Source organism: Streptomyces sp. NPDC059895 (assembly GCF_042731035.1).
In the GTDB taxonomy this organism is placed as follows: Bacteria; Actinomycetota; Actinomycetes; order Streptomycetales; family Streptomycetaceae; genus Streptomyces.
The window spans coordinates 39,895-66,424 of record NZ_JBHWKO010000010.1 but is presented as its reverse complement, the minus strand read 5'-3'; the positions used below and the strand labels follow the sequence as shown (position 1 = coordinate 66,424).

The following is a 26,530-nucleotide window of genomic DNA, read 5'->3' as shown; positions in this document are numbered from 1 at the left end:
GGACTGGTCATCCCCGGTCGCCGAGTCTTGCGTGCGGCGATATTATCGCGACGCATATACCTTCGTTCACAATATACGGCGTAAGCAAGTAAAGTGCCAAACGTTGCGAGGCCGGGTGGTCCCGGAGTCCGGGCGCCGGTACCACCCGGCTGGTGCGAACACGCCGTCCGTCGCGCGCCGTCTTCGCACGCCGTCCGTCGCCGGCGCTAGAAGTTCTGCACGCCGACCCAGTTGATGTGGAAGCCCCACTCCTGGGCCTTCTCCACGGTGAGGCGGTCGTTGGGGTCGATCTTCTTCAGGTAGACGCGGAAGCCGGAGTGGGTCGGCGAATACACCGCGGACGAACCGGTCACGGTCCAGTGGGTGCCGTTCCCGCCCAGCGAGAGGACGTAGACCGGCGTGTCGAAGGACGCGCTGAACCCCGCCGACGACGTGTCGACGTCCAGGTAGATCCCCCCTCCCTCCTCGTACTTCTGCCAGCCCTGGCCCGACCGGGTCCTGCCCGCGCCCGTGATGCTCGGCATCTCTCCTCCTGGTCGTCCGTGCGGTCGAAACAGTGATTTCACGGTATGGGTAGACGATGTCCACATACGCTTTCACCTGGCAAAACACGTCGAACGGGTGATGCCGTGGCACGCCGTCCCGGTGCGCGCCGCCCGAAGGGGGCCGGGACCGGCGCGGGTGTCGGCTTCCACGACGGTCAGGGCACCCGCGGCCACCAGACCCCACGGCTGGAGCAGCACCGTCCGCCGGTGGGCGGAACCGCCGGGTGCCACGGACTCCGCCTTCGCCCACCCTGGAACCGGAAGGGAGCACTCGATGGAGACGTCCGTACGGGGCCCGTCGGTGGCCGGGATGCGGCCGCGACGCGCGGGCACCGCGACCGTCGGCGTCTGATGCCGCCCGAGAACGCCGGCAACGGCCGAGGACGACCGCCCGGCCGGCCCGGCGGGGCGCAGCACGCTCCCGGCACGCGTCGCCGGGCCCTCTCCGTGACGAGCCCGTCCTGGTGGCGTGGCCGGACGCGTGAGGTGGCTGCCCGGGCCACAGCCCTCCACGCCCGTCTCGAGGCCCGGCTGCCGGTGATCACGCGGCTCGTGGACCGCATGATGTCGGTGAACATCCTCGATTCCGCCACCCGCCTGGCGGCCCAGTGCTTCCTGACCGCGGTGCCGTTGCTCTTCGTCGTCGGCGCGTACGCTCCGACGGCGGTGCAGGAACAGCTCATCGCCTCGGTGAGTGCCGTCTTCGGCCTGACCGGGGACGCGGAAGCCCAATTGCAGCAGGCGTTCCAGCCCCCGAACGACGATCTCCAGCAGGCCACCGGCGTGGTCGGCGGACTGATGGTGCTGCTCTCGGCCACCGCCGTGAGCCGCGCGATGCAGCGGCTGTGCAAGCGGGCCTGGGCCATACCCCGGGCCGGGACGCGCATCGCTGCCTGGCGGTGGCTGGCCTGGATCCTCCTCTGGCTCGGGTTCCTGCTCCTGCAGGGGCCGCTGCGCGACGGGTTCGGCCTGGGAGCGTGGCTGGGCGTACCGATCGTCCTCGTGACCCAGACGGTTCTGTGGTGGTGGACGCAGCACCTCCTGCTGGGCGGACTCATCCGCTGGGCGCCCCTTCTGCCGGGTGCCGTCATCACGGCGGTCGCGGTCGCCGGCCTGTCCGTCACCGCGCACTTCTACATGCCCCGGGCCCTCGGCCGGGCGCTGGCCGACTACGGCTCCGCGGGTTCGGTCTTCGTCCTGCTCTCCTGGCTGATCGTGGTGTGCGTGGCCATCGCCGTCGGCATCACCACGGGTGCCGTGCTCTCCGGGGAACCCTTCCTGGCGGGCCGCCTCGGCACCCCGGAGTCTCGGGATCGCACCGGATAGCGGAGGAGAAGCCCGAGGCCTACTTGAACACGTTCAAAAATGGGGGCTACGCTGATCCGGAGCAGAGCCGAGGGGGTTCGATGAAGGTAGTGCTGCCCGGGGGAACCGGACAGGTGGGCACGATCCTCGACCGTGCGCTGACGGCGGCCGGCCACGAGGTCACGGTCGTGACCCGGCGACCCGTGCGGGCGCACGACATCGGCTGGGACGGGGCCACGCTCGGCCGCTGGGCCGCGGCGGTCGACGGCTGCGATGTCGTGATCAACCTGGCCGGGCGCAGCGTCTCCTGCCGCTACACCGCCGAGAACCTGCGGGCCATGATGGACTCCCGGGTGGATTCGGCGCGGGTGGTCGGCGAGGCGATCGCCGCCGCCGCGCGGCCACCGCGCGTCTGGCTCCAGATGAGCACGGCGACGGTCTACGCCCACCGCTTCGACGCGGCGCACGACGAGGCCACCGGAGTGATCGGCGGCTCGGAGGCCGCAGTGCCGGACCACTGGGCGTACAGCGTCCGGATCGCGGAGAACTGGGAGCGGGCGCAGGCCGAGGCGCCGACCCCCGCGACCCGCAAGGTGGCGCTGCGCTCGGCGATGGTCATGAGCCCGGATCGCGGCGGTGTGTTCGACGTGCTGTCGCGGCTGGCACGGCTCGGGCTGGGCGGGCCGGTGGCCGGCGGCGCGCAGTACGTCTCCTGGATCCATGACGAGGACTTCGTGCGCGCGGTGGAGTTCCTGATCGCCCGGGACGACCTCGAGGGACCGGTGAACCTCGCCTCGCCCGGCCCCCTTCCGCACCGCGACTTCATGCGGGCGCTGCGCACGGCCTGGGGCGTCCCGGTGGGGCTGCCGGCGACGCGCTGGATGGCCGAGCTGGGGGCGTTCGCGCTGCGCTCGGACACGGAGCTGCTGCTGAAGAGCCGTCGGGTGGTGCCGGGCCGGCTGCGCGCGGCCGGGTTCGCCTTCACGCATCCCGAGTGGGGCAGGGCCGCCATGTCCCTCGTACGGCGGGCCAGGCTGGTGCGCGGGGCATCGGGGCGGGCCCGCGCACCGAGCGGACACGCCGTGTAGACGGCCACACGGGCAGCAGGCGACTGCGAGAGCAGGCGACCGCGTCCGCAGGGCGTGCGGGGCGGGGAAGGCGAACATCTCCTGCCCGGCGACCTCGACACGCCGTTCGTGCCGCTCGGCCAGGAGCGTCTGGACGGCGGCGGCGTGGCTCATGCGGACCCGGTGGCCGATGACCGCCCACGCTGCCGCCTCGTCCCGCAGCGGCGTGACATCGCGCGTGCCCGCCGCCACGAGCTGCTCGCGCAGTGCGTCGGCGTCCGTGGTGCGCAGCCACAGCAACCACAGCGCCACGCCCGGACCGGGGCGCGTGGCGCCGTCCAGGTCGGTGCCCGGCAGCGGCTCGCGGACGGCGAAGGGGATCGGGCTGGTGGCGAAGACGACCGCGTGGGGCGGTGCGGAGGGCGCTTGTCGCAGCCCGAGGTGTTCCTCGAAGAAGGCGGCCGCGGCGGGCACGTCCCGCACCAGCGGAGCGATGAATCCCGGCGCGGCGGCTGACAGCCCTTCTGGCCGGCCTCGACGCCATGGCCGAGGCGCTCGACGAGTGACCCGGCTCCAAGGTGAGGAGCCGGTGGGCGTGGTCCGGCCGGCCGTCGGGACGGTACGCCAGGGTCTCCCGGCACCCCGGGGCCTTCGAGCCGTGAAGGCCCCGCCGGTGCGGGTGAGTTGTCGATTTCATAGGCGCGTACCCGACTGATTATGATCTTGGTCATGTCTGTGCAGAACTCTGACAGAACCCTGTCCCGCAAACAGAGGCTTCAGGAGAAGCAGCGCCGCCAGCTGGCGGTGGTCGACACGGTGGACAAGGCCGAGGCCAAGGTCCGCAAGGCGGAGGTCGAACTGGCCATAGCCGTCACCGAGGCCGTGCAGGTGTTCGGCGACGAGCAGTCCGCGTCCGAGGGGCTCGACATGCCCCTCGAAACGGTCCGGCGCTTTCTCGTCATGGCCCGGGGCCAGGAGGCCGCCGCTGCCGACACCGTCGCCGGGGCCGCCGGCACACCCTGAAGACGACACGGCCGTGCTCCGCGTCGAGCGGGCCCCCTTCGTGCCGCCCCGGGCCGGGACCGGCGCGTAGCCGCGGTTGTTCCTCAACGGCCCGTGTGAGAACGCTTATGGGCTCGGTGACGCCGGCTCTTTCGGTCTTCTGTCGCCGCGCGCCCGTACCCTGATCCAGGGGATCCGGCACCGGCTGGGAGACGAGCACCGGGTGACCGGGAGCGCCGCGCACGGCTGACCGGCCGGTACGTCCCCGAGAACGGCCGGCACCCGAGGACCGGTGACGTGCGGGCCGGTTCTCGCCCGGAACGGAACACCGCTGAGGTCGTGGGTCCGTGCCCGCCGTGGCCCGGGGCCCGGGGTCCGACAGAAAGGGGCGCGCAGCCTTGCAGATCAGGGACGACCAGAGCACGGACTGGATCCGCCGCTACCGGCCCTCGCCGGACAGCGACGTCCGGCTCGTCTGCTTTCCGCACGCCGGCGGTGCGGCCACCTATTTCCACCCCGTCGCGAGGGCCCTCGCCCCCGACACCGACGTGGTGGCCCTGCAGTACCCCGGCCGGCAGGACAGGTTCCATGAACCGTGCGTCACGGACCTCGAAGTCCTGGCCGACCGTCTGGCCGAACAGATCACGGCGCTCAGCGAGAAGCCCACCGTTCTCTTCGGCCACAGCATGGGGGCGGCGCTCGCGTTCGAGACCGCCGTACGCCTGGAGGCGGCCGGTGTGAACCCGCCCCGCGCCGTCGTCGTCTCGGGCCGCCGCGCACCGTCCGTCCACCGCGACGAGCAGGTGCACGAACAGGACGACGACGGCATCATCGCGGAACTGCGATCCCTGAACGGCACCGACTCCGCCGTCTTCGGCGACGAGGAACTGCTGAGCCTGGCCCTGCCCGCGATCCGGGGCGACTACACGGCCATCGAGACCTACACCTGCCCCGTCGGCCGGCGGCTGCGCTGCGGCCTCACCGTGCTGACCGGCGACGGTGACCCGAGGACGACCATCGAGGAGGCCGGCGCGTGGCAGACCCACACTCAGGGACCGTTCCGTGTGCGGGTCTTCAGCGGAGGCCACTTCTTCCTCGCCGACCACCGGGAAGCCGTGAACGAGATCCTCGTCGGCTGTCTTCACCACGCCCGGACCGCCGGTGCCGCGGGCCCCGGCGGTTGAGGTGCCGTGTCGCGGGCCGGGCCGCCCGCCGCCATGAGCGCACGAGCACGTGCCCACGAGCGCACGCGCACGGACGCCGTACGGCGCGACCGCCGCTCACCGCATGTCTGCGTCACGGCGGTGCGCACGAGCCGGCCGGTGCGTTCGGTGATCCACCGGCGGGCCGGCAACCCGTCCTGGTTCTGTGGCTTTTCCTCCGCCGGGGGTAGACGACGATCACATCCGGACGACGATCACATCCGGACGTCGATCGCCGAAGGAGGCGCGTCATGAACAAGGGCACACAGATCACGGGTGCGGCCCGCGAGGAACTCGCGCGGGAGATGAAGAAGCAGTACGTGGACGGACTGTCCATACGGGCCATCGCCGAAGCGCACGGACGGTCGTACGGTTTCGTCCACCGTGTGCTCACCGAGGCGGACGTCCCCCTGCGCAGCCGGGGCGGGGAGCGTCCGCACCGACGGCTCGAAGAGGCCCGCGGTTCACGACGGTGACGACGGTGCCGCCTCCGGCCGGGTGACCGCGAACGCCGTGGCGTCCGCGGCGACGAAGCCGGGGTGAACGAACACCCGGCCACGACGCCTCCCCTGCACCCGCCGGGCAGGTCTCCCTGCCCGGCGCGCCGCGTCCCGATCCGCCCACCGAGCCCGCACCGCACCGGGCCCACCGGGCAGGTACGCCTTCGCACGGGCCGGCACCGGTTCACCCGTCCGGCCCCCGGCCGCTCGCGTGCGCCACCGGGGCGCGGTGTGGTGAGCGCGGGTGCCGTCGGTGTCCGTGACCTGACCGAGGCCCGGCGCTCGGCCTGGAGGAGGACGACACATGCGCATATCCGGACCGACGGCGGGCCGTCGGAGACGGGCCGCGGTCATCGCCGCCGCACTGAGCTGCTCGGCGGCGCTGACCGGACCGCACCTCGCCGCGGCGGACGGCGTCCCGACACCCACGGTGCCCGCCCCCGCGTTGCACTGGCGGCCCTGCCCCGAGGACGGGCAGTACGACTGCGCGACCGCGAAGGTGCCGCTGGACCACGGCGACCCGCACGGCCGCACCATCGACCTGTCGGTCGTCAGACGTAAGGCCACGCAGCCCGGACGGCGCATCGGCACCCTGTTCTTCAACCCCGGCGGCCCCGGCGGGCCGGGAACGGTCCAGATGCCGCAGAACTACGCGCGCTTCCCGCAGGAGGTGCGGGAGCGGTTCGACATCGTCAGCTGGGACCCGCGCGGGGTCGGCAACAGCACGGCCGTGAACTGCTTCGCGACCCCCGAGGAGGCCCAGGCGTGGCTCGCCGGGAAGCCCGCCGGATTCCCGGTCGGCGCGCGGGAGCGGGACGCCTGGATCGCCGCGTACCGCGAACTGGGCCGCCGTTGCGAGCAGCGCGACCCCGCGCTCCTGCGCCATGTGTCGACCGCCGACTCCGCTCTCGACCTCGACCAGCTCCGCCGGTCGGTGGGCGAACCGAAACTCACCTACCTGGGGATCTCCTACGGAACGATCCTCGGCGCCACCTACGCCGGACTCTTCCCCGAGAAGATCCGTGCCCTGGTCCTCGACAGCAACATCGCCCCCTCGGCCTGGACGGGCGGTGCCGGCGACGCCTCCCGCCTTCCGACCTTCCTGCGCATGGGCTCGGACCGTACCGCGGCGGCGACCCTGGACCGGTTCCTCACCCTGTGCGGATCCACCACCACGGCGGCCTGTGCCTTCTCGGCCGGCGGCCCGGACGCGACCCGGGACAAGTTCGACCGGCTGATGCGGCGCCTGCGGGAGCGCCCGGTCGACACCTGGACCTACGCCAGGACCGTGGCGGACACGATCAACGGTCTCTACGTCGTTCACCCCGGATGGACGGAACTCGCCGCCCGTCTCCAGGCGTTGTGGGAAGACCACGTCCCGGGGCCCTCCGCCCCCCTGCCCGTGCCCCCGCTCCCCGTCCCGTACACCGGCGACGAGCAGGCGTCCGCCGTGTTCTGCGGCGACAGCCCCAACCCACGCGACCCCGGTGTCTTCCACGCCCTGGGGGAGGCCGGTGCCGGGGGGCACGCCGGACGGTTCTGGACCTGGGCGGCGGAGCCGTGCGCCACCTGGCCCGCCACGGCCGCCCACCGGTACACCGGCCCGTGGGACAAGCCGACGGCGAACCCCGTCCTGGTGATCGGCACCGTCCACGACCCCTCGACGCCCTACTCGAACGCGCAGGCCATGGCCGGGGAACTGGCCGACGCCCGCCTGCTCACCAACACCGGATACGGACACACCGCGCTGCTCAACCCCAGCAGCTGCGTCAACACCCACGCCGGCCGTTACCTCATCGAGGGCACGCTCCCGCCGCCCGGAACGACGTGCGCACAGGACCAGGCACCCTTCTCCGCCTCCAAGCCCCGCGGCGGCATCGACGCCGGCGGTGGCGGGACGGCCGGGAGCGTCCCGGACCGGCCACGGCTCAGCGGCCCGGGCACCCGCTGACACCCACCGGACCGCGCGATCGTCGTGCCCCCGGCGCCGAGGCGTCGCCGGTCGCCCGTGCGCAAGGACGGGGCTCTAAGCTCACTCGGTGATCACCGACGACAAGCCGCTCGACGAACTCGCCCGCGCCTGGGACGAGATACGCGAGGAGTACGACGACGCGCGCAACGACGCGTACGACCGGACGGTCCTGGACTGCGCCGCGAGACTCGTCGCCGACCCCGCCGGGGAGTCGGCCCACGTGTGGACGATCGGTCTGCTGATGACGGCCCCCTATCTCGCCTGGGCGCCGGGCGACGGCGTCGTGCCGAAGGCCAGGGCAGCCCTGGAGGCGGCCGACGCCGCCCTGCGCGACCGGCCGTGCGAGCACGGGACGCACCCCTTCCGGGAGCATGAGGCCGAGTACGACGCCGACCTCGCCGAGCAGTTGCGCACCCTTTCCGACGGTGAAACATCGCCAGGCAGTCGCTGAGCGCTCTGGGCGCCCGGCGCGACGAACTCCTGGGCCGTGGCCAGGACGGGACCCGCGGCTAGAGGGCGATCCGGACAGGGGGCCGGGGCCCGAGGTATGTCCAGGGAGTAGGAGTACATCGGCTGACGCGTCCGGCCGAGGCCGGCCGGGCGACCTGGTACGGGACTGCCGGAGTGAACCGCAGGGGCGCCGGCCCTCAGGACGTGGCCGCCGCCGGCAGGTCCGGCTGCTCCGGCCGCCGCCGCGGTGTCGTCCGTACGGAGAGCACCATCGTGAGGCCACCGCCGGGCGTGTCCTCGGCGTGCAGGGTGCCGCCGAGCGCCTCGGTGAAGCCGCGCGCCACCGCGAGGCCGAGACCGACGCCGACACCGCGCGGCGCGTCCCCGTAGCGCTGGAAGGGCTCGAAGATGCGGTCCTTGGCCTCGTCCGGGACGCCGGGCCCCCGGTCGACGACGCGCACCTCGACCCGGTCGGCGAGGGCGCTCGCCGACACCAGGACCGTCGCACCCGGCGGGCTGTACTTGACGGCGTTCTCGACGACGTTGGCGACCGCCCGCTCCAGCAGTCCCGTGTCGACGTGGACCATGGGCAGCGTCTCGGGGATGTCCAGTTCCACGCTGTCCTCGGGCACCCCGCCGAGCGCCATGGGCACGACCTCGTCGAGGTCGGTCTCGCGGAAGACCGGGGCGACCGTGCCGGTCTGCAGACGGGACATGTCCAGCAGGTTGCCGACCAGGTGGTCGAGCCGGTCGGCGCCCTCGTCGATGGCAAGGAGCAGATCCGCCCGGTCCTGTTCGGACCACTCGACGTCGTCGGAGCGGAGTGAGGAGACCGCGGCCTTGATCCCGGCGAGCGGGGTGCGCAGATCGTGGCTCACGGCGGCGAGCAGCGCGGTCCGCATGCGGTTGCCCTCGGCCAGTTCCCCGGCCCGCTCGGCCTCGCGCCGCAGGCGCTGGCGGTCCAGGACCACGGCGGCCTGCGCGGCGAACGCCGCCAGCACCCGCCGGTCGGCGGCGGGCAGCACCCGGCCGCGCAGGGACAGGGCCATGTGGTCACCGACCGGCACGTCGACGTCCGCGTCCTCCGGGACCTCCGCGGGCCGGGCGCCCACGCTGCCGGCGCGGGTCCAGGGAGCCGTCTCACCGGTCCGCTCCAGCAGCGCCGCCGACTCCATGCCGAAGGTCTCGCGGACCCGCTCCAGCAGCGCCTCCAGCGTGGTCTCCCCGCGCAGGACGTTCCCCGCGAGGAAGGAGAGGATCTCCGACTCGGCCCGCAGCCGCGCCGCCTGGTCGGTGCGCCGGGCCGCGAGGTCCACCACCGAGGCCACCGACACGGCGACCCCGACGAAGACCACGATGGCGACGATGTTCGTCGGGTCGGCGATCGTCAGGGTGCGGACGGGCGGGCTGAAGTACCAGTTGAGCAGCAGCGAGCCCACCACCGCGGAGGCCAGCGCCGGGAAGAGCCCGCCCAGCAGGGCCGCCGCCACTGTCAGCGTCAGGAACAGCAGCATGTCGTTGGCGAGGCCGACGTCCGGCGCGACGCCGGTGAGGAGCCAGGTGAGCAGGGCGGGGCCGAGCACGCCGACGAGCCAGCCCCACACGACCCGGGACCGCCCCAGGCGTGCCCCGCGCGCCACCGGCAGTCCGCGGCCCTTGCCCACCGCGTCGTGCGTCACGAGGTGGACGTCGAGATCGGGACCGGACTCGCGGGCGACCGTGGCACCGACCCCCGGTCCGAGGACGTACTGCCAGCCCTTGCGGCGGGAGGCGCCCAGCACTATCTGGGTGGCGTTGGCGCCCCGGGCGAAGTCGAGCAGGGCGGCCGGGACGTCGTCGCCGACGACGTGGTGGAAGGTGCCGCCGAGGTCCTCGACCAGGGTGCGCTGGACGGCCAGTTCCTTCGGCGAGGCGGCGGTGAGGCCGTCGCTGCGGGAGATGTAGACGGCCAGCACCTCACCGCCGGCGCCCTTCTCCGCCAGGCGGACGGCGCGCCGGATCAGCGTCCGGCCCTCGGGACCCCCGGTCAGGCCGACCACGATCCGCTCCCGCGAGCCCCAGATGGCCGATACGTGGTGCTCGCTGCGGTACTCGTTGAGGTACTCGTCGACCCGGTCGGCCACCCACAGCAGCGCCAGCTCCCGCAGAGCGGTCAGGTTCCCGGGCCGGAAGTAGTTGGACAGGGCCGCGTCGACCTTGTCCGGCCGGTAGACGTTCCCGTGGGCCATACGGCGGCGCAGGGCCTCCGGGGACATGTCGACCAGCTCGATCTGGTCGGCGCGCCGCACCACCTCGTCGGGGACGGTCTCGCGCTGCCGCACCCCCGTGATCGACTCGACCACGTCGCCCAGCGACTCCAGGTGCTGGATGTTCACGGTGGAGACCACGTCGACGCCTGCGGCGAGCAGCTCCTCCACGTCCTGCCAGCGCTTGGTGTTGCGGGAGCCGGGCACGTTGGTGTGGGCGAGCTCGTCGACCAGGGCGACGGCGGGGGAGCGCCGCAGGACGGCGTCCACGTCCATCTCGGTGAAGGTGGCGCCCCGGTACTCGATCTCCTTGCGCGGGATCTGCTCCAGGCCGTGCAGCATCACCTCGGTGCGCGGCCGGTGGTGGTGCTCCACGAAGGCGGCCACGCAGTCGGTGCCCCGTTCGACCCGGCGGTGCGCCTCCGACAGCATCGCGTACGTCTTGCCGACGCCGGGTGCCGCACCGAGGAAGATCCTGAGCCTGCCGCGTGCCATGTCATCCCTCGAAGCGGTAGCCCATGCCGGGCTCGGTGATCAGATAGCGGGGGTGGGAGGGGTCCGTCTCCAGTTTGCGGCGCAACTGGGCCATGTAGACCCGCAGATAGTTGGTCTTCTTGCTCTGCGGGAAGCCCCAGACCTCCTTCAGGAGGTGCTGCTGCGTGATCAGCCGGCCCGGATTGGTCACCAGGATCTCCAGCAGATGCCACTCGGTCGGGGTCAGCCGCACGTCCCGGCCGTCCCGGACGACCTTCTTGGCCAGCAGGTCGACGCTGAAGCCCTCCGTCTCCACCAGCGCCGTCTCGGAGGTGACCGGTGTGTCCTCGCTCCGGCGGACGGCGGCGCGCAGCCGGGCCAGCAACTCGTCCATGCTGAAGGGCTTGGTGACGTAGTCGTCGGCGCCGGCGTCGAGCGCGGCCACCTTCTCGTTGGACGCCTGGCGGGCCGACAGGACCAGGATCGGCACGCGGCTCCAGCCCCGCAGGCCCCGGACGACGTCGACGCCGTCCATGTCGGGCAGGCCGAGGTCGAGCAGGACCACGTCGGGCTGACGCGCGGCGGCGAGCCGCAGGGCCGTGGCCCCGTCGGGGGCGGCGTCCACGTCGTAGTGACGTGCCTGCAAGTTGATGACGAGGGCCCGAACGAGCTGCGGGTCGTCCTCCACCACGAGCACCCGGGTCATAGGTGTGTGTCTCTCCTGTCTCACGTCGGGCCGTGCGGGCCGGATGCGGGGCGACCGGCTCCATGACGGCGGGAGCCGGCGGTGCCGGGATGACTCCCGAGCCGCCGGCTCCCGTGGGGTGTGAAGCCGTCACGGCTTCGCCGCTACGAGGTTCTTGAGCGCGATGTTGAGTTCCAGGACGTTCACCCGGGGCTCGCCCAAGAAGCCCAGGGTACGGCCCTCGGTGTGGTCCTCGACCAGCCGCTCCACCCGGGCGGCGGACAGGCCGTTCCTCGCGGCGACGCGGTGGACCTGGAGGTCGGCGTAGGCCGGGGAGATGTCCGGGTCCAGGCCGGAACCGGAGGACGTCACCGCGTCGGCGGGAACGTCGGACGGCTCGACCGTCCAGCCGGGGACGGAGTTGTCCCTGACGACGGCGGCCTGGGCGGCCTCGACCTGCCGGACCAGATCCTGGTTGCCGGCGGACAGGTTGGTGGCGCCGGACAGCAGCAGGTCGTACCGCGTGTTGACGCTGTTGGCGCCGAGGCCGTTCGCCGGGCGGCCCTGGAACCACCTCAGGTCCGCGTCCGGTGTCCGCTGCCCCTTCTCCAGCGGCAGGTTGTACGACTGCCCGATCAGGGAGGAGCCGACGACCCTGCCGTCCGCCACGATCTCGGAGCCGTTCGCCTTGTCGTGGAACAGCCCCTGGGCGATGCCGGTGACGGCCAGTGGGTAGAGGACACCGGTCACCAGGGTCAGCACGAGGAGGGCGCGCAGGCCCGCCCCGAGCAGCCGGGCGGTGTTCATGACCGAGTTGTTCATGGTGATCAGCCGATCCCGGGGACGAGGGAGACGAACAGGTCGATGATCTTGATGCCGGCGAAGGGCGCGATCAGCCCGCCCAGGCCGTAGACGGTCAGATTGCGCCGCAGCATCCGGTCGGCACTGACCGGCCGGTACCGCACGCCCCTCAGGGACAGCGGCACCAATGCGACGATGACCAGCGCGTTGAAGACGACGGCCGACAGGATGGCGGAGTCCGGCGAGGACAGCCCCATGATGTCGAGCCTGTCCAGGCCCGGGTGGACGGCCGCGAACAGCGCCGGGATGATCGCGAAGTACTTCGCGACGTCGTTGGCTATGGAGAACGTCGTCAGCGCACCGCGCGTGATCAGCAACTGCTTGCCGATCTCCACGATCTCGATCAGTTTCGTCGGATCGGAGTCGAGGTCGACCATGTTGCCGGCCTCCTTGGCGGCCGACGTCCCCGTGTTCATCGCCACACCGACGTCCGCCTGGGCCAGCGCGGGCGCGTCGTTCGTGCCGTCCCCGGTCATCGCGACCAGCTTGCCGCCCGCCTGCTCACGCTTGATCAGCGCCATCTTGTCCTCGGGGGTGGCCTCCGCGAGGAAGTCGTCGACGCCGGCCTCCTCGGCGATCGCCCTGGCCGTCAGCGGGTTGTCGCCCGTGATCATGACGGTCTTGATGCCCATGCGGCGCAGCTCCTCGAACCGCTCGCGCATGCCCTCCTTGACGACGTCCTTCAGGTGGACGACCCCCAGGACGCGCGCGCCCCGCTCGTCGTCCACCGCGACCAGCAGCGGAGTACCACCCGCCTCGGAGATCCGGCGGGCGGTCCGGTCCGCGTCCTCGGCGACGTCGCCGCCCCGCTCCTCCACCCAGGCGATGACGGAGGCGGTGGCGCCCTTGCGGACCTTGCGCCCGTCGACGTCCACGCCCGACATCCGGGTCTGGGCGGTGAACTCGATCCACTCGGCGTGCGCGAGCTCTCCCTGGTGGCGCTCGCGCAGCCCGTACCGCTCCTTCGCCAGGACGACGACGGAGCGGCCCTCGGGCGTCTCGTCGGCCAGCGAGGAGAGCTGGGCCGCGTCCGCGAGCTCCGCCTCCGTCGTGCCGCGCACCGGTACGAACTCTGCGGCCCGGCGGTTGCCGAGGGTGATCGTGCCGGTCTTGTCGAGCAGCAGGGTCGACACGTCGCCCGCCGCTTCTACGGCCCTGCCGGACATGGCCAGGACGTTGCGCTGCACCAGACGGTCCATGCCCGCGATGCCGATCGCGGACAGCAGCGCGCCGATGGTGGTCGGGATCAGGCACACCAGCAGGGCGACCAGCACCACCATCGACAGGTGGGCACCGGCGTGCTCCGCGAAGGGCGGCAGCGTGGCGCACGCGAGCAGGAAGACGATGGTCAGCGACGCCAGCAGGATGTTCAGCGCGATCTCGTTCGGTGTCTTCTGCCGGGCCGCCCCCTCGACGAGGCTGATCATCCGGTCGATGAACGTCTCGCCGGGCTTCGTCGTGATCGTGACGACGATGCGGTCGGACAGCACCTTCGTGCCGCCGGTGACCGCCGAGCGGTCGCCTCCGGACTCACGGATGACCGGCGCCGACTCACCGGTGATCGCCGACTCGTCGACGGACGCGACGCCCTCGACGACGTCGCCGTCCCCGGGGATGACGTCCCCGGCCTCGCAGACCACCCGGTCGCCGATCCTCAGCTCGGTGCCGGGGACCCGCTCCTGCGAGCCGTCGCTGAGCAGCCGGCGGGCGACCGTGTCCGTCTTGGCCCGGCGCAGGGTGTCGGCCTGCGCCTTGCCGCGGCCCTCGGCGACCGCCTCCGCCAGATTGGCGAAGACGACGGTCAGCCACAGCCAGGCGCTGATCGTCCAGCCGAACCAGTCACCGGGGTTCCCGAAGGAGAAAAGGGTCGTCAGGACCGAGCCGACCCACACCACGAACATCACGGGTGACGTGACCATCACCCGCGGGTCGAGTTTGCGCACCGCCTCCGGCAGGGACCTGATCAGCTGCGCGGGGTCGAAGAGGCCCGCTCCGACGCGGCCCTCGGCGGGTGGCTGTTCGACGGTGACGTCGCCGTGCGGCGCCCGGGCGGGAGTGACTGTGGACATGGAGTCCTCTGGATTCTCGGTACGGGTGGCCATCACGCCAGCCCCTCGGCGAGCGGGCCCAGGGCGAGCGCCGGGAAGTAGGTCAGACCGGTGACGATCAGCACCGTGCCCACCAACAGGCCGGTGAACAGCGGCTTCTCGGTGCGCAGCGTGCCCGCGGTGACCGGGACCGGCCGCTGCTCGGCGAGCGAGCCGGCCAGCGCCAGGACGAACACCATCGGCAGGAAGCGGCCGAACAGCATCGCCAGCCCGGTCGTGGTGTTGTACCAGTCGGTGTTCGCGTTCAGACCGGCGAAGGCCGAGCCGTTGTTGTTGGACGCGGAGGCGAACGCGTACAGCACCTCCGAGAAGCCGTGCGCCCCGGGATTGAGCATCGAGCGCGGCGGGGTCGGCAGCGCCATGGAGGCCGCCGTGAAGACCAGCACCAGGGCCGGCGTGACCAGGAGGTAGCAGGCCGCCAGCTTCATCTCCCGCGCGCCGATCTTCCTGCCCAGGTACTCGGGCGTGCGCCCGACCATCAGGCCGGCGATGAACACCGCGATGACCGCCATGATCAGCATGCCGTAGAGGCCGGATCCGGTGCCGCCGGGCGCGATCTCGCCCAGCATCATGCCGAGCATGGTGATACCGCCGCCCAGGCCGGTGAAGGACGAGTGGAAGGAGTTCACCGCGCCGGTCGAGGTGAGCGTGGTCGACACCGCGAAGATCGACGAGGAGCCGATCCCGAAGCGGACCTCCTTGCCCTCCATGGCCCCGCCCGCCAGCTGGAGCGCCGGGCCGTGGTGGGCGAACTCGGTCCACATCATCAGGGCGACGAAGCCGGCCCAGAGGGTGGCCATCGTGGCGAGGATCGCGTACCCCTGCCGGACGGAACCGACCATCACACCGAAGGTGCGGGTCAGCGAGAACGGGATCACCAGGATCAGGAAGATCTCGAAGAGGTTCGTGAAGGGCGTCGGGTTCTCGAACGGGTGAGCGCTGTTGGCGTTGAAGTAGCCGCCACCGTTGGTGCCCAGCTCCTTGATGGCCTCCTGCGAGGCGACCGCACCACCGTTCCACTGCTGCGAGCCGCCCATGAACTGCCCGACCTCGTGGATGCCGGAGAAGTTCTGCAGCGCACCACAGGCCACCAGCACGACGGCGGCGATCGCCGCGCCCGGCACCAGGATCCGCAGGGTGCCGCGCACCAGGTCGGACCAGAAATTGCCGAGTTCACCGGTGCGTGATCGTGCGAAGCCGCGTACCAGTGCCACGGCGACGGCCATGCCGACGGCCGCGGAGACGAAGTTCTGCACGGCCAGACCGGCGGTCTGCACGACGTGCCCCATGGTCTGCTCGCCGTAGTAGGACTGCCAGTTGGTGTTGGTCACGAAGGACACGGCCGTGTTGAACGACTGCGCCGGTCCGACCGAGGAGAAGCCGAGTGAGCCGGGCAGCACGCCCTGGAGCCGTTGCAGCAGGAAGAGGAAGAGGACACCGACGGCGGAGAAGGCGAGGACGCCGCGCAGATACGCGGGCCAGCGCATCTCGGCATCGGGGTCGGCACCGATGCCCTGGTAGATCCACCTCTCGACGCGCAGGTGCTTCTTCGAGGAGTAGACCCGGGCCATGTGGTTGCCGAGGGGAATGTGGACGAGCGCCAGCGCGCCCGTCAGGGCGAGCAACTGGAGCACGCCGGCGAGTACGGGACCCATGTCGGCTCTCAGAACCTCTCCGGGAAGATCAGAGCGAGGGCGAGATAGCCCAGCAGGGCGACGGCCACGACCAGGCCGACGGCGTTCTCGGCGGTCACAGCTTCGTCACCCCCTTGGCGGCAAGAGCCACCAGCGCGAAACCCGCGATGATGGTGACGACGAAAGCCAGATCGGCCATCGCGAACTCCTGGAGTGAGGTTCGGCGGAAACGGACGGTTAGAGGAGAACGCCTCCGCGGCCGGATCAGGACGCCCCTTGACGGATCTCTTACGGCGACGCCCGCGTCTTTGACGGGTCCCATACGGCACCTGATCCGGGCCGGCGCCGGCGAGTGGGCCCCGGGACGGCGGGGTGACCGGCCTCGCGGCAGTCCTCGGCACGGCGTTGCCGCCGCCCCCGGGCCAGACGGCGGAGAACGCGGACGGGGCGGCGTACGCCGACGCGGTGTCGGAGTACGCCGCCCTGGGCTGGGCTGGGCTGGGCTGGGCTGGGCTGGGACGGGCTGGGCTGGGACCGGCCGCAGGCCCCGAAGCCTCTGGCCGGCCCTTCTCCCGCTACCTCGGGTCGCGGTGGAACAGCGACTTGGACCAGAAGTAGCCGAGCGCGGCCAGCGCCAGGCACCAGAGGACGGCCAGCCATCCGTTGTGGCCGATCTCGGTGCCGAGGAGCAGCCCGCGCAGGGTCTCGATGGCGGGCGTGAAGGGCTGGTACTCGGCGATCGGCTGGAACCAGCCCGGCATCGCGTCGACCGGGACGAAGGTGCTGGAGATGAGCGGCAGGAAGATCAGCGGCATCGCGCTGTTGCCGGCGGCCTCGGCGTTCGGGCTGGACAGGCCCATGCCGACCGCGATCCAGGTGAGGGCCAGGGCGAACAGGGTGAGCAGTCCGAACGCCGCGACCCATTCCAGGGCGGTGGCGTCCGTGGACCGGAACCCGATGGCCACGGCGACGGCCCCGACGAGGACCACGCTCATCACGCACTGCAGCACGCTGCCGACGACATGCCCGATGAGCACCGACCCGCGGTGGATCGCCATCGTGCGGAAGCGGGCGATGATGCCCTCGGTCATGTCCGTGGCGACGGACACCGCGCTGCCGATCGTGGTGCTGCCGATCGTCATCAGTAACAGGCCCGGCACCAGGTAGGCGATGTAGTCGGAGCGGTCCGCGCCGCCGCCACCGATGCCGGCGCTCATCACGTCGCCGAAGACGTAGACGAAGAGCAGCAGCAGCATCACCGGGGTGAGCAGCAGGTTCAGGGTGAGGGACGGGTAGCGCCGCGCGTGCAGCAGGTTGCGGCGCAGCATCGTGTTCGAGTCGCGGACGGCGAGGGAGAGGGAGCTCATCGGACGTTCTCCTTGGGCTGGTCGGCGACGTCGGCCGGGCCGGTCAGGGCGAAGAACACGTCGTCGAGGTCGGGGGTGTGCACGGTCAGTTCGTCCGCCTCGACGCCGGCGGAGTCCAGCCGGTCGAGGAGGGAGCGCAGTTCGCGCTGGCTGCCGTCGCTGGGGATGTGCAGGGACAGCGCTTCGTCGTCCCGGGCGACCTCGCGCAGGGTGGAGGCGGCGCTCCGGTAGGCGGCCGGGTCGGTGAAGCGGAGCCGGACGTGGCCGCCGGGGATCAGCCGTTTCAGCTCGTCGGCGGTGCCCTCGGCGGCGATCCTGCCGTCGTTGAGCACCGCGATGCGGTCGGCGAGTTCGTCTGCCTCGTCCAGGTACTGGGTGGTGAGGAAGACGGTGACGCCGCCGGTGACCAGCTCGCGGATGATCTGCCACATGGTGTGGCGGCTGCGCGGGTCGAGGCCGGTGGTGGGCTCGTCGAGGAAGATGATCCGCGGGCGGCCGACCAGGGTCATGGCGATGTCGAGGCGGCGCTTCATGCCGCCGGAGTAGCCGGCGGCGGGCTTCTTCGCGGCCTCGACCAGGTCGAACCGTTCAAGGAGTTCGGCGGTGACCCGCCGTCCCTCGCCGCGGGAGAGGTGCTGCAGGTCCGCCATGAGGAGCATGTTCTCCTCGCCGGTGATCAGGCCGTCGACGGCGGAGAACTGCCCGGTGACGCCGATCGCGGCCCGCACGGCCTGCGGGTCGGCGGCGAGGTCGTGGCCACCGACGTGCACGGTGCCGGCGTCGGCGGTGACGAGGGTGGAGAGGATCTTGACGGCGGTGGTCTTGCCGGCGCCGTTCGGGCCGAGCAGCGCGAACACGGATCCGGCCGGGATGCGCAGATCGATGCCGTCGAGGACGGTCTTGTCACCGAACGACTTGCGCAGACCGACGGCGGAGACGGCGGCCGGCGACGGGTGACCGTCACCCGACCTGGATGTGGGCATGACAGATGAAGGCATGGGGCCCTCCCGGGTCCGAAGGTTGGAGCGGCTGGGGGAGTGAGTGGTCGAGGCCGGTTCTTCCGGGCTCAGGCCTTGGCGCGGCGGACGTGGATGTTGCCGTGCCGGGTGCGGGCGCGTACCTCGACGGTGTCCTCGGTCTGCTCCGGGGTCTCGGACGCGGTGAGCGTGTTGCGCACCTGTCCGGAGCCAGAGCGGACGTCGAGCCAGGCGGCGGTGCCCTCGCGGACGCCGACCTCGATGGCGCCGTAGGAGGTCTCCAGCAGGACGGAGCCGCGGGCCACTTCGTCCACGCGCAGGGTGCCGTGGGCGGTGACGGCGGTGACCGAGTCCTCGGCGCGCCGGATCTCGATGTCGCCGTTTGCGCCGCGCACCCGCAGTTCGCCGGTCGCGGCGCCGACGGTCGTGGTGCCGTGCGAGTTCTTCAGGACGGCGGGGCCGTCGACGAGGCCGACGCGCAGGCTGCCGGAGCTGGTGGTGATCTCGGCCATGCCCTCGACCCGGTCCACGGTGATCGAGCCGTGCGACGCGGTCAGCTTCAGCGGGCCGGTCGTGTCGAGGCGGACGTCGCCGGACGAGGTCTTCACGCGGACCTCGCCGAGCCGGCCCTCGCCGAGCACCTGGGCCCAGGCGCCGGTCATGTCGATGTGCGAGCCCGTGGGCAGTTCGACCGTCACATCGACGGTGCCGGTGCGGCCGAACAGATGGGACTTGGGCGTCCTGACGGTCAGTGAGCCGCTGGCGTACGTGACCTCGGTCTGGTCGGCCGCCCGGAGGTCCTGCTCCCGCTTCGGGTCGCGGGGCCGCACCTCGACGACGGTGTCGAGGCGGTCGCCCGCGGTGAACTGGATGGAACCGGCCTCCACGTGCGCCGTGGCCGAGATCGGTCCGGGAGTGTCGAAAGAAGGCATGGCTGTCCCGTCCTCTTGGGTCTTCAGGACGTCCCCGCTGGTGGGACGTGGTGTGGGCGTAGTGGTGCGGGCGGGGGCGCGGCTAGCGCACCCAGCCCGTGAAGCTCTGTCCGATGGTCCGGGTCCTCTCCGCCGCGCGCGGCCGGGTGCCGTCGCCGGCCGCGGCCGACACGGCACGCACCAGCCACGCGTTGACCGACAGGCCCTCGCGGGTCGCGGCCTCCTCGGCGCGGGTCTTGAGGTGGGCCGGCAGGCGCAGGTTGACGCGGGCGGTGCCGCCCTCGTCGCCGTCGGCCGGGGCCGGGGCCCTGAGCGGTTCGACCGGCGCGGCCTGCTCCCCGGGGGCGCCGCCGTCGGCGGGCGGCGGTGTCACCACGAAGTCGGGGTCGAGCCCGCGCAGCCGTATGTCCACCGAGCCGGGGGCGAGTTCGCGGGTGATCTCGTTCACCGCGGCGGAGAGCGCGTCGAGCAGGGTCAGCCGGGTCGCCGACTCCAGGGGAGCGGTGAGCCTCTCGGCCAGCTCGCGGGCGTCGTCCCCGCCTGCTTCGGCGGCCACCGCGAGCTCGCGGCGGAGGGCTTGGACATACGGAGTGAGGTCCATGACGCCATCATGGCGCCACAATGGCTCCATGCGCAAGCTGTCGGCGGGCATCTCTGGACGGTCGGCTGAAGTAGGCCATCTGACCTGCGCAGACGTGATGATTTCTGTCTGAAGGATGGCGGCACCATGCGTGCTCGTATGCCTTTGGGTGCGTGGGGTGATGCCGGGTGGCGCCATATGGCACCACGCCTGCGCCACTCGACGTCACGCAGCGACGCGCGATGTCGCACGAGGGGTCGGCCCTTTCCCTCACCTCACCGGGAGGAATCGACCGTGTCACGGCCCCCGGCCAGCCGCAGTGCCGCAAGGGACACCAGCCCCGCCACGAGGCCGAAGGTGAGCGCGGCCGGGACGTGGTCGCCGAGCTTCGAGAACAGGTGCACAGGTCCCCACACGGTGACGGTGTCGTCCACCGCCATGTGCAGCACCTGGCTCGCCAGCAGTCCCAGCACGGTCGCGCAGACCGCGCCCACCGCCATCGCCGGCACCGTGGTTCGGGTGAGCAGGCCGGGCAGCAGCCGCAGCGCCCACCACACCACGGCCAGCATGAGCACGTCGGCGGCTCGATACAGCAGCCAGTCGCCGAGCGGCGCGCTCGCCGGTCCCGTCCAACTGCCGAGCAGCAGCCACTCGCGGAGCAGGTCGCCGGGCTCGGACAGCAGCCCTGCGCCGGTGAACGACGTCTGGATCCAGGCCGCCACCGATGTGTACGAAAGGATCACCAGCGACACCGCGATCACCGCGGTTCCGGCGCTCGCGGCCAGACGGGCAGCGCGCGGCGGCACACCACGCAAGGGCACCGGATCCGCGCCCTCGGCGGTGACGCGTGCCACGAGCACCGTGAGCAGGGCGGTCAACAGCGCCGTCGCCACCATCACCGGGCCGCTCGACGCGATCAGTCCGGCCAGTCGCGGCAGGAACCGGTAGCTGCCGTGTCCCCCGGCTGCGATCAGCCACGGCGCGGAGACCGTCACGGCCAGCGTTCCGGCCACCGGGCCCCAGGCCCACAGCGCGAGCAGCGTGGGCGGCGTACGGCCCCGCGTCGGCGGAATCCTGCGTATCAGGAGCAGTGCGCCGGCCAGGAAGAACGCGAAGACCGCCACGAACCTGATCTGCATCGCGGTGCCGTACAGATCGGAGTATCGGGTGCCTCCGGTCAAGGCCGCGTCCCCGCCCGCAGGCCCGGCGTCGTACGACCAGGGCGCGAGCCATCGCCGGAGTTCGCTCGCGGACTCGACGTCGAACACGCTGGTGCTGCCGCGCAGTTGGAGTGCCTGCGCGCTCGCCCCCGCCCACCACAGCAACAGCGTCATCAACAGGCTTCCGGCCAGTGCCGGTATCACCGCGCGCCGATATGTCATGTGCTTTCCCCCGCCGTTGCCCTGAAGCCGTCGATGTTTTGATCAGCCGTAGAGTAGGGGGTCGTGATCGCGGGCGGCAGAAACATCGGATGCGAAGTCTTGTTTCGCGCCATTCCGGATGATGATTCCTACGCCGTCCAGGGCGCGGACATGTCCGTCGAGGGCGGACCCTTCCCCGGCCGCGCCCTGCGCGGCATCGGCCTCACCGCCGTACGGCACGCCCTGCGGGGCTGATTCCCACCCGCCGGCGGAAGTCGGATGCGCGGGCCCGCCGCGGGCGCCTGTCGTGCGGACACCACGCTCCTCCGCACAGGTGAACCTACGGGCAAGCCCGCCTGCGCGGTACCGGGTGACCAGTATGTGTGGTGCCGTGATCAAACACCTGATGTGTACCGGGGCCGTCGCCGCCCTGGCTCTCCTTCCCTTGGCCGTTCCGGCCTCCGCCTCCAGTGCGGCCGGCGCGGTGCGGGCCGCGATCGACTGCCCGTCCGGCTACGTGTGCATCTACCCGGAGATCCACTTCGGCGGGCAGCCGTGGGTGTGGCGGGCCGTGGACGGCAGTGTGAAAGACCTTCCGCCCGCGATCCGTGACCGGGGCAGCTCGATCCGCAACAACTCCGACCGCACCGCCCGCGTCTACGAGAAGCGCAACCACGACGGCCGTTGGGTGTGCATCACCCGTAGCGGCGGCTCCCTCCACGACCTGCGTGGCTACAACCTCAACGACCAGACCCGCTCCCTGAAGATCAACCGCAACGACTGCGGCTGACCACCCCCACCACACGTGCCGGGACGGCGAGCCGGCCAGCCGGTCCCGGCACGTCCGAGGGCGCGGGGCGCTGGTGGGCGGCCTGCGGGCGGTGGACGGACCGCCGCCCTGAGCATGGTCGTCGGCGGCGACCACGCCGACTCGAGCCGGAGGCCCAGCGACTGATCTCGGGGCGTGCTGGTCTGGGGGTTCGGCGAGCTGGTGGTTCAGCAATCGTTGGTCGGCCCGTTACTCGTACCGGTACTTCAGCGAATCCGCCTCCGCCTGCTCGATGTCAGCGATCGTCAGCTCCGGCATCCGCAGCTGGGCCAGCGTCACCTCGGCCGAGGTCGGCTGGGCGTCCGCCGGCAGCCACTGCTCCGGCTTCCAGGCCCCGCTGCGCAGCAGCGACTTGGGGCAGTGCGGGTACACCTCCTCGATCCCCACCACCAGCGCACTGGCCGGCGGCTTGCCCACGGCGGTCAGCTGCGACAGCAGCTCAGGGCGGGTGGAGACGCAGGCCCGGCCATTCACCCTGAGTGTCGTGGTGCGCCCCGGGATGACAAACAGCAGCCCGGCCCGTCCGGTGGCAACGACGTTCTGCAGGGTGTCCAGACGCTTGTTGCCGGTCGCGTCCGGTATCGCCACCGTCCGTGTGTCCAGGACGGCGACGAACCCGGCGGGACCGCCGCGCGGGGAAACGTCACAGTTGCCCTCGGCGTCCGCGCTGGCGACCAGGACCAGCGATGAGCATCCGATCAACCGCTGGGTCTGTTCGGTGAGTTCGGTCATCTGCTTGCGCACGGCCGCGTCGCCGGGGAGTTCGTAGGCCCGGCGCAGCGCCTCCTGGTCGGGCACGGCGTCGATGCGGAGCGAGTCGAAGGCGCTGCTGGCAAAGGGTGTCATGCCCCGACCTTAATGGGCCGACCCGCAATTTGATCTTGGTCGGTGAGTGCGGGGGCATGGAGACACCCGCGCGAGTTGTCCGGCGTGTGAAGCCTGCTGAACCACGACCCACGACCCAGTCGAACGCGCAGGCGAACACGCCCCAGGATCAATCGCGGGTCAGCCCGTTGGGGCGAAGTGCGATCCGGGTCACCTTGCCGCCTCTTGTGCGTGCTGAAGACGGTGGAGAGGTGGTTGTCGTCGAGGGGGAGGGCGAGAAGGCGTGGATGTGTACGAAGCTGTGGACCGTCGCTGCGCCGTGCGGGCGTTCAGCGACGAGCCGGTACCCGAAGAGGTGCTCGTACGCGTGCCGGCTGCGGCGACGCGGGCTCCGTCGAGTGGGAACCTCCAGCCGCGGCCCCGGACCGCGGCGGCCCCCGGCCGCATCGCGGGGCGCGGGCACGGTCAGGTGCCGACCGCGCCGCCGATCAGTGCGTGGAGCTGTGCGGCGGCGCGGTCGAGGGGCTCGGTGCTGCGTTTGGCGCGGCACATGGCCACGGTGCCCTCCACGGCGGCGACGGTGAGCGTGGCCAGTTGGGCGGCCTGCTCGGTCGGCACTCCGTGCTGGCGCAGCGAGGTGGCCAGGAGGCGTTCCCAGGACTCGAAGGCCCCGGCTGCGGCGGCCACGGCCGGAGGGAGCTCGTCGGTGGGAGGTTCCTCGACGGCGACGGCAAGGACGGGGCAGCCGGCCCGGAAGCCGGTCTTGACGACGATCGTGCGCCACAGGCCGAGGAACGCCGCGAGGCCCGCGACCGGTCCGGCCTCCAACTCCTCGCGGAGTGTGCGGGCGATCGTGTCGCCGGCGTACCGGACGGCCTCGGCGGCCAGCTGCTGCTTGCCCTCGGGGAAGTAGCGACGACGTGTTTTCGGCCTACCTCCCCCTTCGTTCAAGTCAGGCGGTTGATTCAAGTGGGCGGGCTGGGCTTCAGTGGGCGGGCGACCGATCGGAGGGGACGGCATGCGTCGGACACGCCCGGCACAGCCTCAGGACCACGTGGCCCGCACCGGACAGCAGGCGGTGCCCGGCATGCCGCCGAGCCGCCTTCCCGGCCTGGAGCCGGCCACCGATGCCACGGAACCGCGGCGCCGGAAGGGCATGCCGGCCACCCCGCGAGAGGTGCCGACGACATGGTGAACGACACCGCCGACCGAACGGAGCGCGGACCCGGACGCGGAGCCGGGACACGAGAGGCGATCATGGCGGCGGCCGAGCGGCTGTACGCCGAGCACGGCCTGTCCACCGTCTCCAACCGGCAGATCGGCGAGGCGGCCGGGCAGGGCAACACCACCGTCGTCAGCTACCACTTCGGCAGCAAGACGGCGCTGGTGCACACCATCATGACCAGGCACGGCACGGCGGTCGACGCCCTCCGCCGACGGCACGTGGAAGCCGTCGGCGAGAGCGACGACGTCAGGGACTGGGTGCGGTGCCTGGTACGTCCGGTGACCGAGCATCTGGACACGCTCGGTGTGCCGTCCTGGCAGGCGCGGTTCACCGTGCAGGCACTGACCGATCCCCTGATGCGGGCCGTGGTCACCGACGAGTCCCTCACCCGGGAGAGCCTGTGGCACACGCTGCGGGAGCTGGGGAGGTGTCTGGGGCCGGCCGTCCCCGCCGATGTGCGCCGTGAGCGCGCTGACATGGCCCGCCACCTGATCCTCCACACGTGCGCCGAGCACGAGCGGGCCCTGGCCGCGGGAACGGCCCAACCCGGTGCCTCATGGCAGCGCACCGCCCGCGCCCTGGAGGACGCGCTGGTGGGACTGCTGACCGCGCCCGTCACCCACCGCTGAGACCCCGGATCGCACCGCCCCGCCCGACCGGAAGAAACCACGGAGATCACCGTCGACGGACAGAAGCGCCGCACGCGCGGTCACCGCGCGGAAACCTCATGAGGCGCTGACCCGGCCGGCCCGGGACCGGCTCCCGGCCATGCCACACCCCGATGTCCCCCCACCACCGAAGGACGAGGAGAACCGTGAAGATCACCGTCGAGGAGGACAAGTGCTGCGGCGCCGGCCAGTGCGTGCTGATCGCCCCGGAGGTCTTCGACCAGCGCGATGACGACGGCGTCGTCGTCCTGCTCGACGCCACGCCCTCGCAGGACCGGCACGAGCAGGCCCGCGAGGCCGCCGCCGTCTGCCCCGCCGCATGCATCCACCTGGAAGACATCCACCTGGAAGACATCCACCTGGAAGACGACGCATGAGCGCCGTGACGAGCGTGCTGATCGTCGGAGCCTCGGCCGGAGGCCTGGCGACGGCCGAAGCACTGCGCCGCAAGGGCTACACCGGATCCCTGACCCTGCTCGGCGCCGAGCGTGAACTTCCCTACGACCGGCCCCCGTTGTCGAAGCAGGTGCTGAGCGGGGCCTGGGAGCCGCGTCGTGCCGCGCTGCGCTCCGCCGAGGCACTGGCAGCCCTGGACGCCGAGTTCGTGCTCGGCGATCCCGCGATCGGCTTCGACGCCTGCCGACGCGAGGCCACCACCACGGCCGGGCGCACCCTCACAGCGGACGCGGTCGTCATCGCGACCGGCGTCACCGCCCGGATCCTGCCGGCCCAGCGCGGGATACGCGGCACTCACGTGGTCCGGAACCTCGAGGACGCCACCGCGCTGCGCGCCGGTCTGCTCTCCGCACGCCGCGTCGTGGTGATCGGCGACGGCGTGCTGGGGGCGGAGACGGCGGCCACCGCACGGCAGATGGGCCTGGACGTGACCCTGGCCGGCCCGCAGCCGGCCCCGATGACCGAGCAGCTCGGCCCGCTGGTCGCCGGGCGCCTCGCCGACCTGCACCGGCGCAACGGCGTGGTGGTGCGCGGCGGGGTGCTGCTGGACACCCTGCACACGCGCGGGGACGCGGTCACCGGGGTACGGCTCAGCGACGGCACCGACCTGGAAGCGGACGTCGTGATCACCGCGGTCGGCTGCACCCCGGCCACCGGCTGGCTGGGGAACAGCGGCCTGCGCCTGGACGACGGTGTCGTCTGCGACGCCTACTGCCGGGCCGCCGAGGGGGTCTGGGCGGTGGGGGACGTGGCGCGCTGGCACCACGAGGGACTGGGCCGTCTCCTGCGTCTGGAGAACAGGACCAACGCATCCGAGCAGGCCCTCGCCGTCGCTTCGGACATCCTCGGCAGCGGCCGGCCCTACATGCCCGTGCCGTACTACTGGACCGACCAGTTCGACGCCAGGCTTCAGGTCCACGGCATCGCCTCCGCCGGCGCTCGGGCCGAGATCGTCGAAGGCGATCCGCACGAGGGACGCTTCCTGGTCCGCTACGAAGGCCTCCGAGGCCCTGAGAGCGTTCTGGGATGGAACATGCCCAGGCAGACGCGCCTCCAGCGCGCGCATCTGGTCGACCACCACACGCGCCCTCAGCGGTCCGTCACCCCGTGAGACCGGACGGACAAGATCCCAGCAGCCTCGCGCACCGTCCGCGCCCCGCCGCCGGGCACGGCCTGCCGCCACCCACGCAGCCGTGTCCGGCCGTTGGCCCGGCCCCCACCCCCCGTCGGCCGGTCCGCCGGTCACGGTGAACACCGTC

At 71.9% G+C, this 26,530-nt stretch carries 27 protein-coding genes and 2 pseudogenes; 13 read left to right on the top strand and 16 right to left on the bottom strand.

Features of this window, described 5'->3' with window-relative positions; translation table 11 throughout:
• Positions 1-206: 206 nt before the first annotated feature.
• Positions 207-524 carry a hypothetical protein gene (locus tag ACFV9M_RS14585; RefSeq protein ID WP_385065702.1) on the bottom strand — a complete coding sequence of 106 codons (318 nt, stop codon included), beginning with the start codon at positions 522-524 and terminating at the stop codon, positions 207-209.
• Positions 525-1,031: 507 nt separating this feature from the next.
• Between ACFV9M_RS14585 and ACFV9M_RS14580 the strand changes: the two genes are divergently transcribed.
• Complete coding sequence (locus tag ACFV9M_RS14580) at positions 1,032-1,871, top strand: YhjD/YihY/BrkB family envelope integrity protein (protein WP_385065705.1); 840 nt, start codon at positions 1,032-1,034, stop codon at positions 1,869-1,871.
• A gap of 80 nt (positions 1,872-1,951) precedes the next feature.
• Complete coding sequence (locus ACFV9M_RS14575; protein WP_385065708.1) at positions 1,952-2,938, top strand: TIGR01777 family oxidoreductase; 987 nt, start codon at positions 1,952-1,954, stop codon at positions 2,936-2,938.
• 192 nt (positions 2,939-3,130) lie between these two features.
• On the opposite strand, the pseudogene ACFV9M_RS14570 reads toward ACFV9M_RS14575, so the two are convergent.
• Positions 3,131-3,436 (bottom strand): annotated as a pseudogene (locus tag ACFV9M_RS14570) (VOC family protein); the annotation flags it as partial.
• A 210-nt stretch (positions 3,437-3,646) separates the two neighbouring features.
• Here ACFV9M_RS14570 and ACFV9M_RS14565 point away from each other — a divergent pair.
• From ACFV9M_RS14565 to ACFV9M_RS14545, 5 genes are all read left to right on the top strand, one after another.
• Positions 3,647-3,940, top strand: coding sequence for a hypothetical protein (locus ACFV9M_RS14565; RefSeq protein WP_385065710.1), 294 nt, complete (start codon positions 3,647-3,649; stop codon positions 3,938-3,940).
• 377 nt (positions 3,941-4,317) lie between these two features.
• Positions 4,318-5,103, top strand: a complete 786-nt coding sequence (locus ACFV9M_RS14560; protein WP_385065712.1) for a thioesterase II family protein — start codon at positions 4,318-4,320, stop codon at positions 5,101-5,103.
• A gap of 269 nt (positions 5,104-5,372) precedes the next feature.
• Positions 5,373-5,597 carry a helix-turn-helix domain-containing protein gene (locus ACFV9M_RS14555; RefSeq protein ID WP_385065715.1) on the top strand — a complete coding sequence of 75 codons (225 nt, stop codon included), beginning with the start codon at positions 5,373-5,375 and terminating at the stop codon, positions 5,595-5,597.
• Between the two features lie 328 nt (positions 5,598-5,925).
• Positions 5,926-7,572 (top strand): alpha/beta fold hydrolase, encoded by a 1,647-nt coding sequence (locus ACFV9M_RS14550; protein ID WP_385065717.1) that lies wholly within the window; start codon positions 5,926-5,928, stop codon positions 7,570-7,572.
• A gap of 88 nt (positions 7,573-7,660) precedes the next feature.
• Positions 7,661-8,044 (top strand): hypothetical protein, encoded by a 384-nt coding sequence (locus tag ACFV9M_RS14545; RefSeq protein WP_385065720.1) that lies wholly within the window; start codon positions 7,661-7,663, stop codon positions 8,042-8,044.
• Positions 8,045-8,240: 196 nt separating this feature from the next.
• Here the strand turns inward: ACFV9M_RS14545 and ACFV9M_RS14540 are convergent, their stop codons facing one another.
• From ACFV9M_RS14540 to ACFV9M_RS14485, 12 genes are all read right to left on the bottom strand, one after another.
• Positions 8,241-10,784, bottom strand: coding sequence for an ATP-binding protein (locus tag ACFV9M_RS14540; protein ID WP_385065723.1), 2,544 nt, complete (start codon positions 10,782-10,784; stop codon positions 8,241-8,243).
• Between the two features lies 1 nt (position 10,785).
• Positions 10,786-11,469 (bottom strand): response regulator, encoded by a 684-nt coding sequence (locus tag ACFV9M_RS14535; RefSeq protein ID WP_385065726.1) that lies wholly within the window; start codon positions 11,467-11,469, stop codon positions 10,786-10,788.
• Positions 11,470-11,598: 129 nt separating this feature from the next.
• Positions 11,599-12,270: a potassium-transporting ATPase subunit C gene (locus tag ACFV9M_RS14530; RefSeq protein WP_385065728.1), complete on the bottom strand. Its 672-nt coding sequence runs from the start codon at positions 12,268-12,270 to the stop codon at positions 11,599-11,601.
• Positions 12,271-12,275: 5 nt separating this feature from the next.
• Positions 12,276-14,378, bottom strand: a complete 2,103-nt coding sequence (gene kdpB, locus ACFV9M_RS14525) for a potassium-transporting ATPase subunit KdpB (protein ID WP_385065731.1) — start codon at positions 14,376-14,378, stop codon at positions 12,276-12,278.
• Positions 14,379-14,410: 32 nt separating this feature from the next.
• Positions 14,411-16,072 carry a potassium-transporting ATPase subunit KdpA gene (gene kdpA, locus ACFV9M_RS14520; RefSeq protein WP_385065734.1) on the bottom strand — a complete coding sequence of 554 codons (1,662 nt, stop codon included), beginning with the start codon at positions 16,070-16,072 and terminating at the stop codon, positions 14,411-14,413.
• 8 nt (positions 16,073-16,080) lie between these two features.
• On the bottom strand, positions 16,081-16,170 hold the full coding sequence (kdpF, locus tag ACFV9M_RS14515; protein WP_385065737.1) for a K(+)-transporting ATPase subunit F: 90 nt from the start codon (positions 16,168-16,170) through the stop codon (positions 16,081-16,083).
• On the bottom strand, positions 16,167-16,373 hold the full coding sequence (locus tag ACFV9M_RS14510) for a hypothetical protein (RefSeq protein WP_385065740.1): 207 nt from the start codon (positions 16,371-16,373) through the stop codon (positions 16,167-16,169). The genes kdpF and ACFV9M_RS14510 overlap by 4 nt, the downstream gene beginning before the upstream one ends.
• Before the next feature lie 253 nt (positions 16,374-16,626).
• Entirely contained in the window at positions 16,627-17,418 is a 792-nt protein-coding gene (locus ACFV9M_RS14505) for an ABC transporter permease (protein WP_385065743.1), read from the bottom strand.
• Positions 17,415-18,401 carry an ATP-binding cassette domain-containing protein gene (locus ACFV9M_RS14500; protein WP_385065745.1) on the bottom strand — a complete coding sequence of 329 codons (987 nt, stop codon included), beginning with the start codon at positions 18,399-18,401 and terminating at the stop codon, positions 17,415-17,417. Before ACFV9M_RS14500 ends, ACFV9M_RS14505 begins: the two co-directional genes overlap by 4 nt.
• A gap of 83 nt (positions 18,402-18,484) precedes the next feature.
• On the bottom strand, positions 18,485-19,327 hold the full coding sequence (locus ACFV9M_RS14495; protein ID WP_385065748.1) for a DUF4097 domain-containing protein: 843 nt from the start codon (positions 19,325-19,327) through the stop codon (positions 18,485-18,487).
• An 82-nt stretch (positions 19,328-19,409) separates the two neighbouring features.
• Positions 19,410-19,928, bottom strand: a complete 519-nt coding sequence (locus ACFV9M_RS14490) for a hypothetical protein (protein WP_385065750.1) — start codon at positions 19,926-19,928, stop codon at positions 19,410-19,412.
• A gap of 254 nt (positions 19,929-20,182) precedes the next feature.
• A complete protein-coding gene (locus tag ACFV9M_RS14485) occupies positions 20,183-21,289 on the bottom strand; it encodes a hypothetical protein (protein ID WP_385065753.1) in 1,107 nt (368 codons plus the stop codon).
• 99 nt (positions 21,290-21,388) lie between these two features.
• Between ACFV9M_RS14485 and ACFV9M_RS14480 the strand changes: the two genes are divergently transcribed.
• Together ACFV9M_RS14480 and ACFV9M_RS14475 are read left to right on the top strand one after the other, a co-directional pair.
• Positions 21,389-21,523 (top strand): hypothetical protein, encoded by a 135-nt coding sequence (locus ACFV9M_RS14480; protein WP_385065756.1) that lies wholly within the window; start codon positions 21,389-21,391, stop codon positions 21,521-21,523.
• Positions 21,524-21,674: 151 nt separating this feature from the next.
• Positions 21,675-22,058, top strand: coding sequence for a peptidase inhibitor family I36 protein (locus ACFV9M_RS14475; RefSeq protein WP_385065758.1), 384 nt, complete (start codon positions 21,675-21,677; stop codon positions 22,056-22,058).
• A gap of 228 nt (positions 22,059-22,286) precedes the next feature.
• Here ACFV9M_RS14475 and ACFV9M_RS14470 read toward each other — a convergent pair whose 3' ends face one another.
• Positions 22,287-22,943, bottom strand: a complete 657-nt coding sequence (locus ACFV9M_RS14470; protein WP_385065761.1) for an MSMEG_1061 family FMN-dependent PPOX-type flavoprotein — start codon at positions 22,941-22,943, stop codon at positions 22,287-22,289.
• A gap of 262 nt (positions 22,944-23,205) precedes the next feature.
• On the opposite strand from ACFV9M_RS14470, the pseudogene ACFV9M_RS14465 reads away from it, so the two are divergent.
• Positions 23,206-23,337, top strand: a pseudogene (locus ACFV9M_RS14465) (nitroreductase family protein); the annotation flags it as partial.
• Positions 23,338-23,387: 50 nt separating this feature from the next.
• Here ACFV9M_RS14465 and ACFV9M_RS14460 read toward each other — a convergent pair.
• Positions 23,388-23,873, bottom strand: a complete 486-nt coding sequence (locus ACFV9M_RS14460; protein WP_385065764.1) for a TetR family transcriptional regulator C-terminal domain-containing protein — start codon at positions 23,871-23,873, stop codon at positions 23,388-23,390.
• Between the two features lie 237 nt (positions 23,874-24,110).
• Between ACFV9M_RS14460 and ACFV9M_RS14455 the strand changes: the two genes are divergently transcribed.
• The 3 genes from ACFV9M_RS14455 (at position 24,111) to ACFV9M_RS14445 (ending at position 26,382) form a co-directional block, all read left to right on the top strand.
• The gene (locus tag ACFV9M_RS14455) at positions 24,111-24,776 is read left to right on the top strand and encodes a TetR/AcrR family transcriptional regulator (RefSeq protein WP_385065765.1); all 666 of its coding nucleotides are present in this window, start codon (positions 24,111-24,113) and stop codon (positions 24,774-24,776) included.
• Between the two features lie 185 nt (positions 24,777-24,961).
• Positions 24,962-25,192, top strand: coding sequence for a ferredoxin (locus ACFV9M_RS14450; protein ID WP_385065768.1), 231 nt, complete (start codon positions 24,962-24,964; stop codon positions 25,190-25,192).
• Positions 25,189-26,382 carry an NAD(P)/FAD-dependent oxidoreductase gene (locus ACFV9M_RS14445; protein WP_385065770.1) on the top strand — a complete coding sequence of 398 codons (1,194 nt, stop codon included), beginning with the start codon at positions 25,189-25,191 and terminating at the stop codon, positions 26,380-26,382. Before ACFV9M_RS14450 ends, ACFV9M_RS14445 begins: the two co-directional genes overlap by 4 nt.
• Positions 26,383-26,530 lie beyond the last annotated feature (148 nt).

What these genes read in the sequence shown, in the direction of transcription:
- ACFV9M_RS14585 (WP_385065702.1), bottom strand. Translation starts at nt 524, where the DNA reads ATGCCGAGCATCACGGGCGCGGGCAGGACCCGGTCGGGCCAGGGCTGG.
- ACFV9M_RS14575 (WP_385065708.1), top strand. Translation starts at nt 1,952, where the DNA reads ATGAAGGTAGTGCTGCCCGGGGGAACCGGACAGGTGGGCACGATCCTC.
- ACFV9M_RS14565 (WP_385065710.1), top strand. Translation starts at nt 3,647, where the DNA reads ATGTCTGTGCAGAACTCTGACAGAACCCTGTCCCGCAAACAGAGGCTT.
- ACFV9M_RS14555 (WP_385065715.1), top strand. Translation starts at nt 5,373, where the DNA reads ATGAACAAGGGCACACAGATCACGGGTGCGGCCCGCGAGGAACTCGCG.
- ACFV9M_RS14550 (WP_385065717.1), top strand. Translation starts at nt 5,926, where the DNA reads ATGCGCATATCCGGACCGACGGCGGGCCGTCGGAGACGGGCCGCGGTC.
- ACFV9M_RS14540 (WP_385065723.1), bottom strand. Translation starts at nt 10,784, where the DNA reads ATGGCACGCGGCAGGCTCAGGATCTTCCTCGGTGCGGCACCCGGCGTC.
- ACFV9M_RS14535 (WP_385065726.1), bottom strand. Translation starts at nt 11,469, where the DNA reads ATGACCCGGGTGCTCGTGGTGGAGGACGACCCGCAGCTCGTTCGGGCC.
- ACFV9M_RS14530 (WP_385065728.1), bottom strand. Translation starts at nt 12,270, where the DNA reads ATGAACAACTCGGTCATGAACACCGCCCGGCTGCTCGGGGCGGGCCTG.
- kdpB (WP_385065731.1), bottom strand. Translation starts at nt 14,378, where the DNA reads ATGTCCACAGTCACTCCCGCCCGGGCGCCGCACGGCGACGTCACCGTC.
- kdpA (WP_385065734.1), bottom strand. Translation starts at nt 16,072, where the DNA reads ATGGGTCCCGTACTCGCCGGCGTGCTCCAGTTGCTCGCCCTGACGGGC.
- ACFV9M_RS14510 (WP_385065740.1), bottom strand. Translation starts at nt 16,373, where the DNA reads ATGGGACCCGTCAAAGACGCGGGCGTCGCCGTAAGAGATCCGTCAAGG.
- ACFV9M_RS14505 (WP_385065743.1), bottom strand. Translation starts at nt 17,418, where the DNA reads ATGAGCTCCCTCTCCCTCGCCGTCCGCGACTCGAACACGATGCTGCGC.
- ACFV9M_RS14500 (WP_385065745.1), bottom strand. Translation starts at nt 18,401, where the DNA reads ATGCCCACATCCAGGTCGGGTGACGGTCACCCGTCGCCGGCCGCCGTC.
- ACFV9M_RS14495 (WP_385065748.1), bottom strand. Translation starts at nt 19,327, where the DNA reads ATGCCTTCTTTCGACACTCCCGGACCGATCTCGGCCACGGCGCACGTG.
- ACFV9M_RS14490 (WP_385065750.1), bottom strand. Translation starts at nt 19,928, where the DNA reads ATGGACCTCACTCCGTATGTCCAAGCCCTCCGCCGCGAGCTCGCGGTG.
- ACFV9M_RS14485 (WP_385065753.1), bottom strand. Translation starts at nt 21,289, where the DNA reads ATGACATATCGGCGCGCGGTGATACCGGCACTGGCCGGAAGCCTGTTG.
- ACFV9M_RS14475 (WP_385065758.1), top strand. Translation starts at nt 21,675, where the DNA reads ATGTGTACCGGGGCCGTCGCCGCCCTGGCTCTCCTTCCCTTGGCCGTT.
- ACFV9M_RS14470 (WP_385065761.1), bottom strand. Translation starts at nt 22,943, where the DNA reads ATGACACCCTTTGCCAGCAGCGCCTTCGACTCGCTCCGCATCGACGCC.
- ACFV9M_RS14455 (WP_385065765.1), top strand. Translation starts at nt 24,111, where the DNA reads ATGGTGAACGACACCGCCGACCGAACGGAGCGCGGACCCGGACGCGGA.
- ACFV9M_RS14445 (WP_385065770.1), top strand. Translation starts at nt 25,189, where the DNA reads ATGAGCGCCGTGACGAGCGTGCTGATCGTCGGAGCCTCGGCCGGAGGC.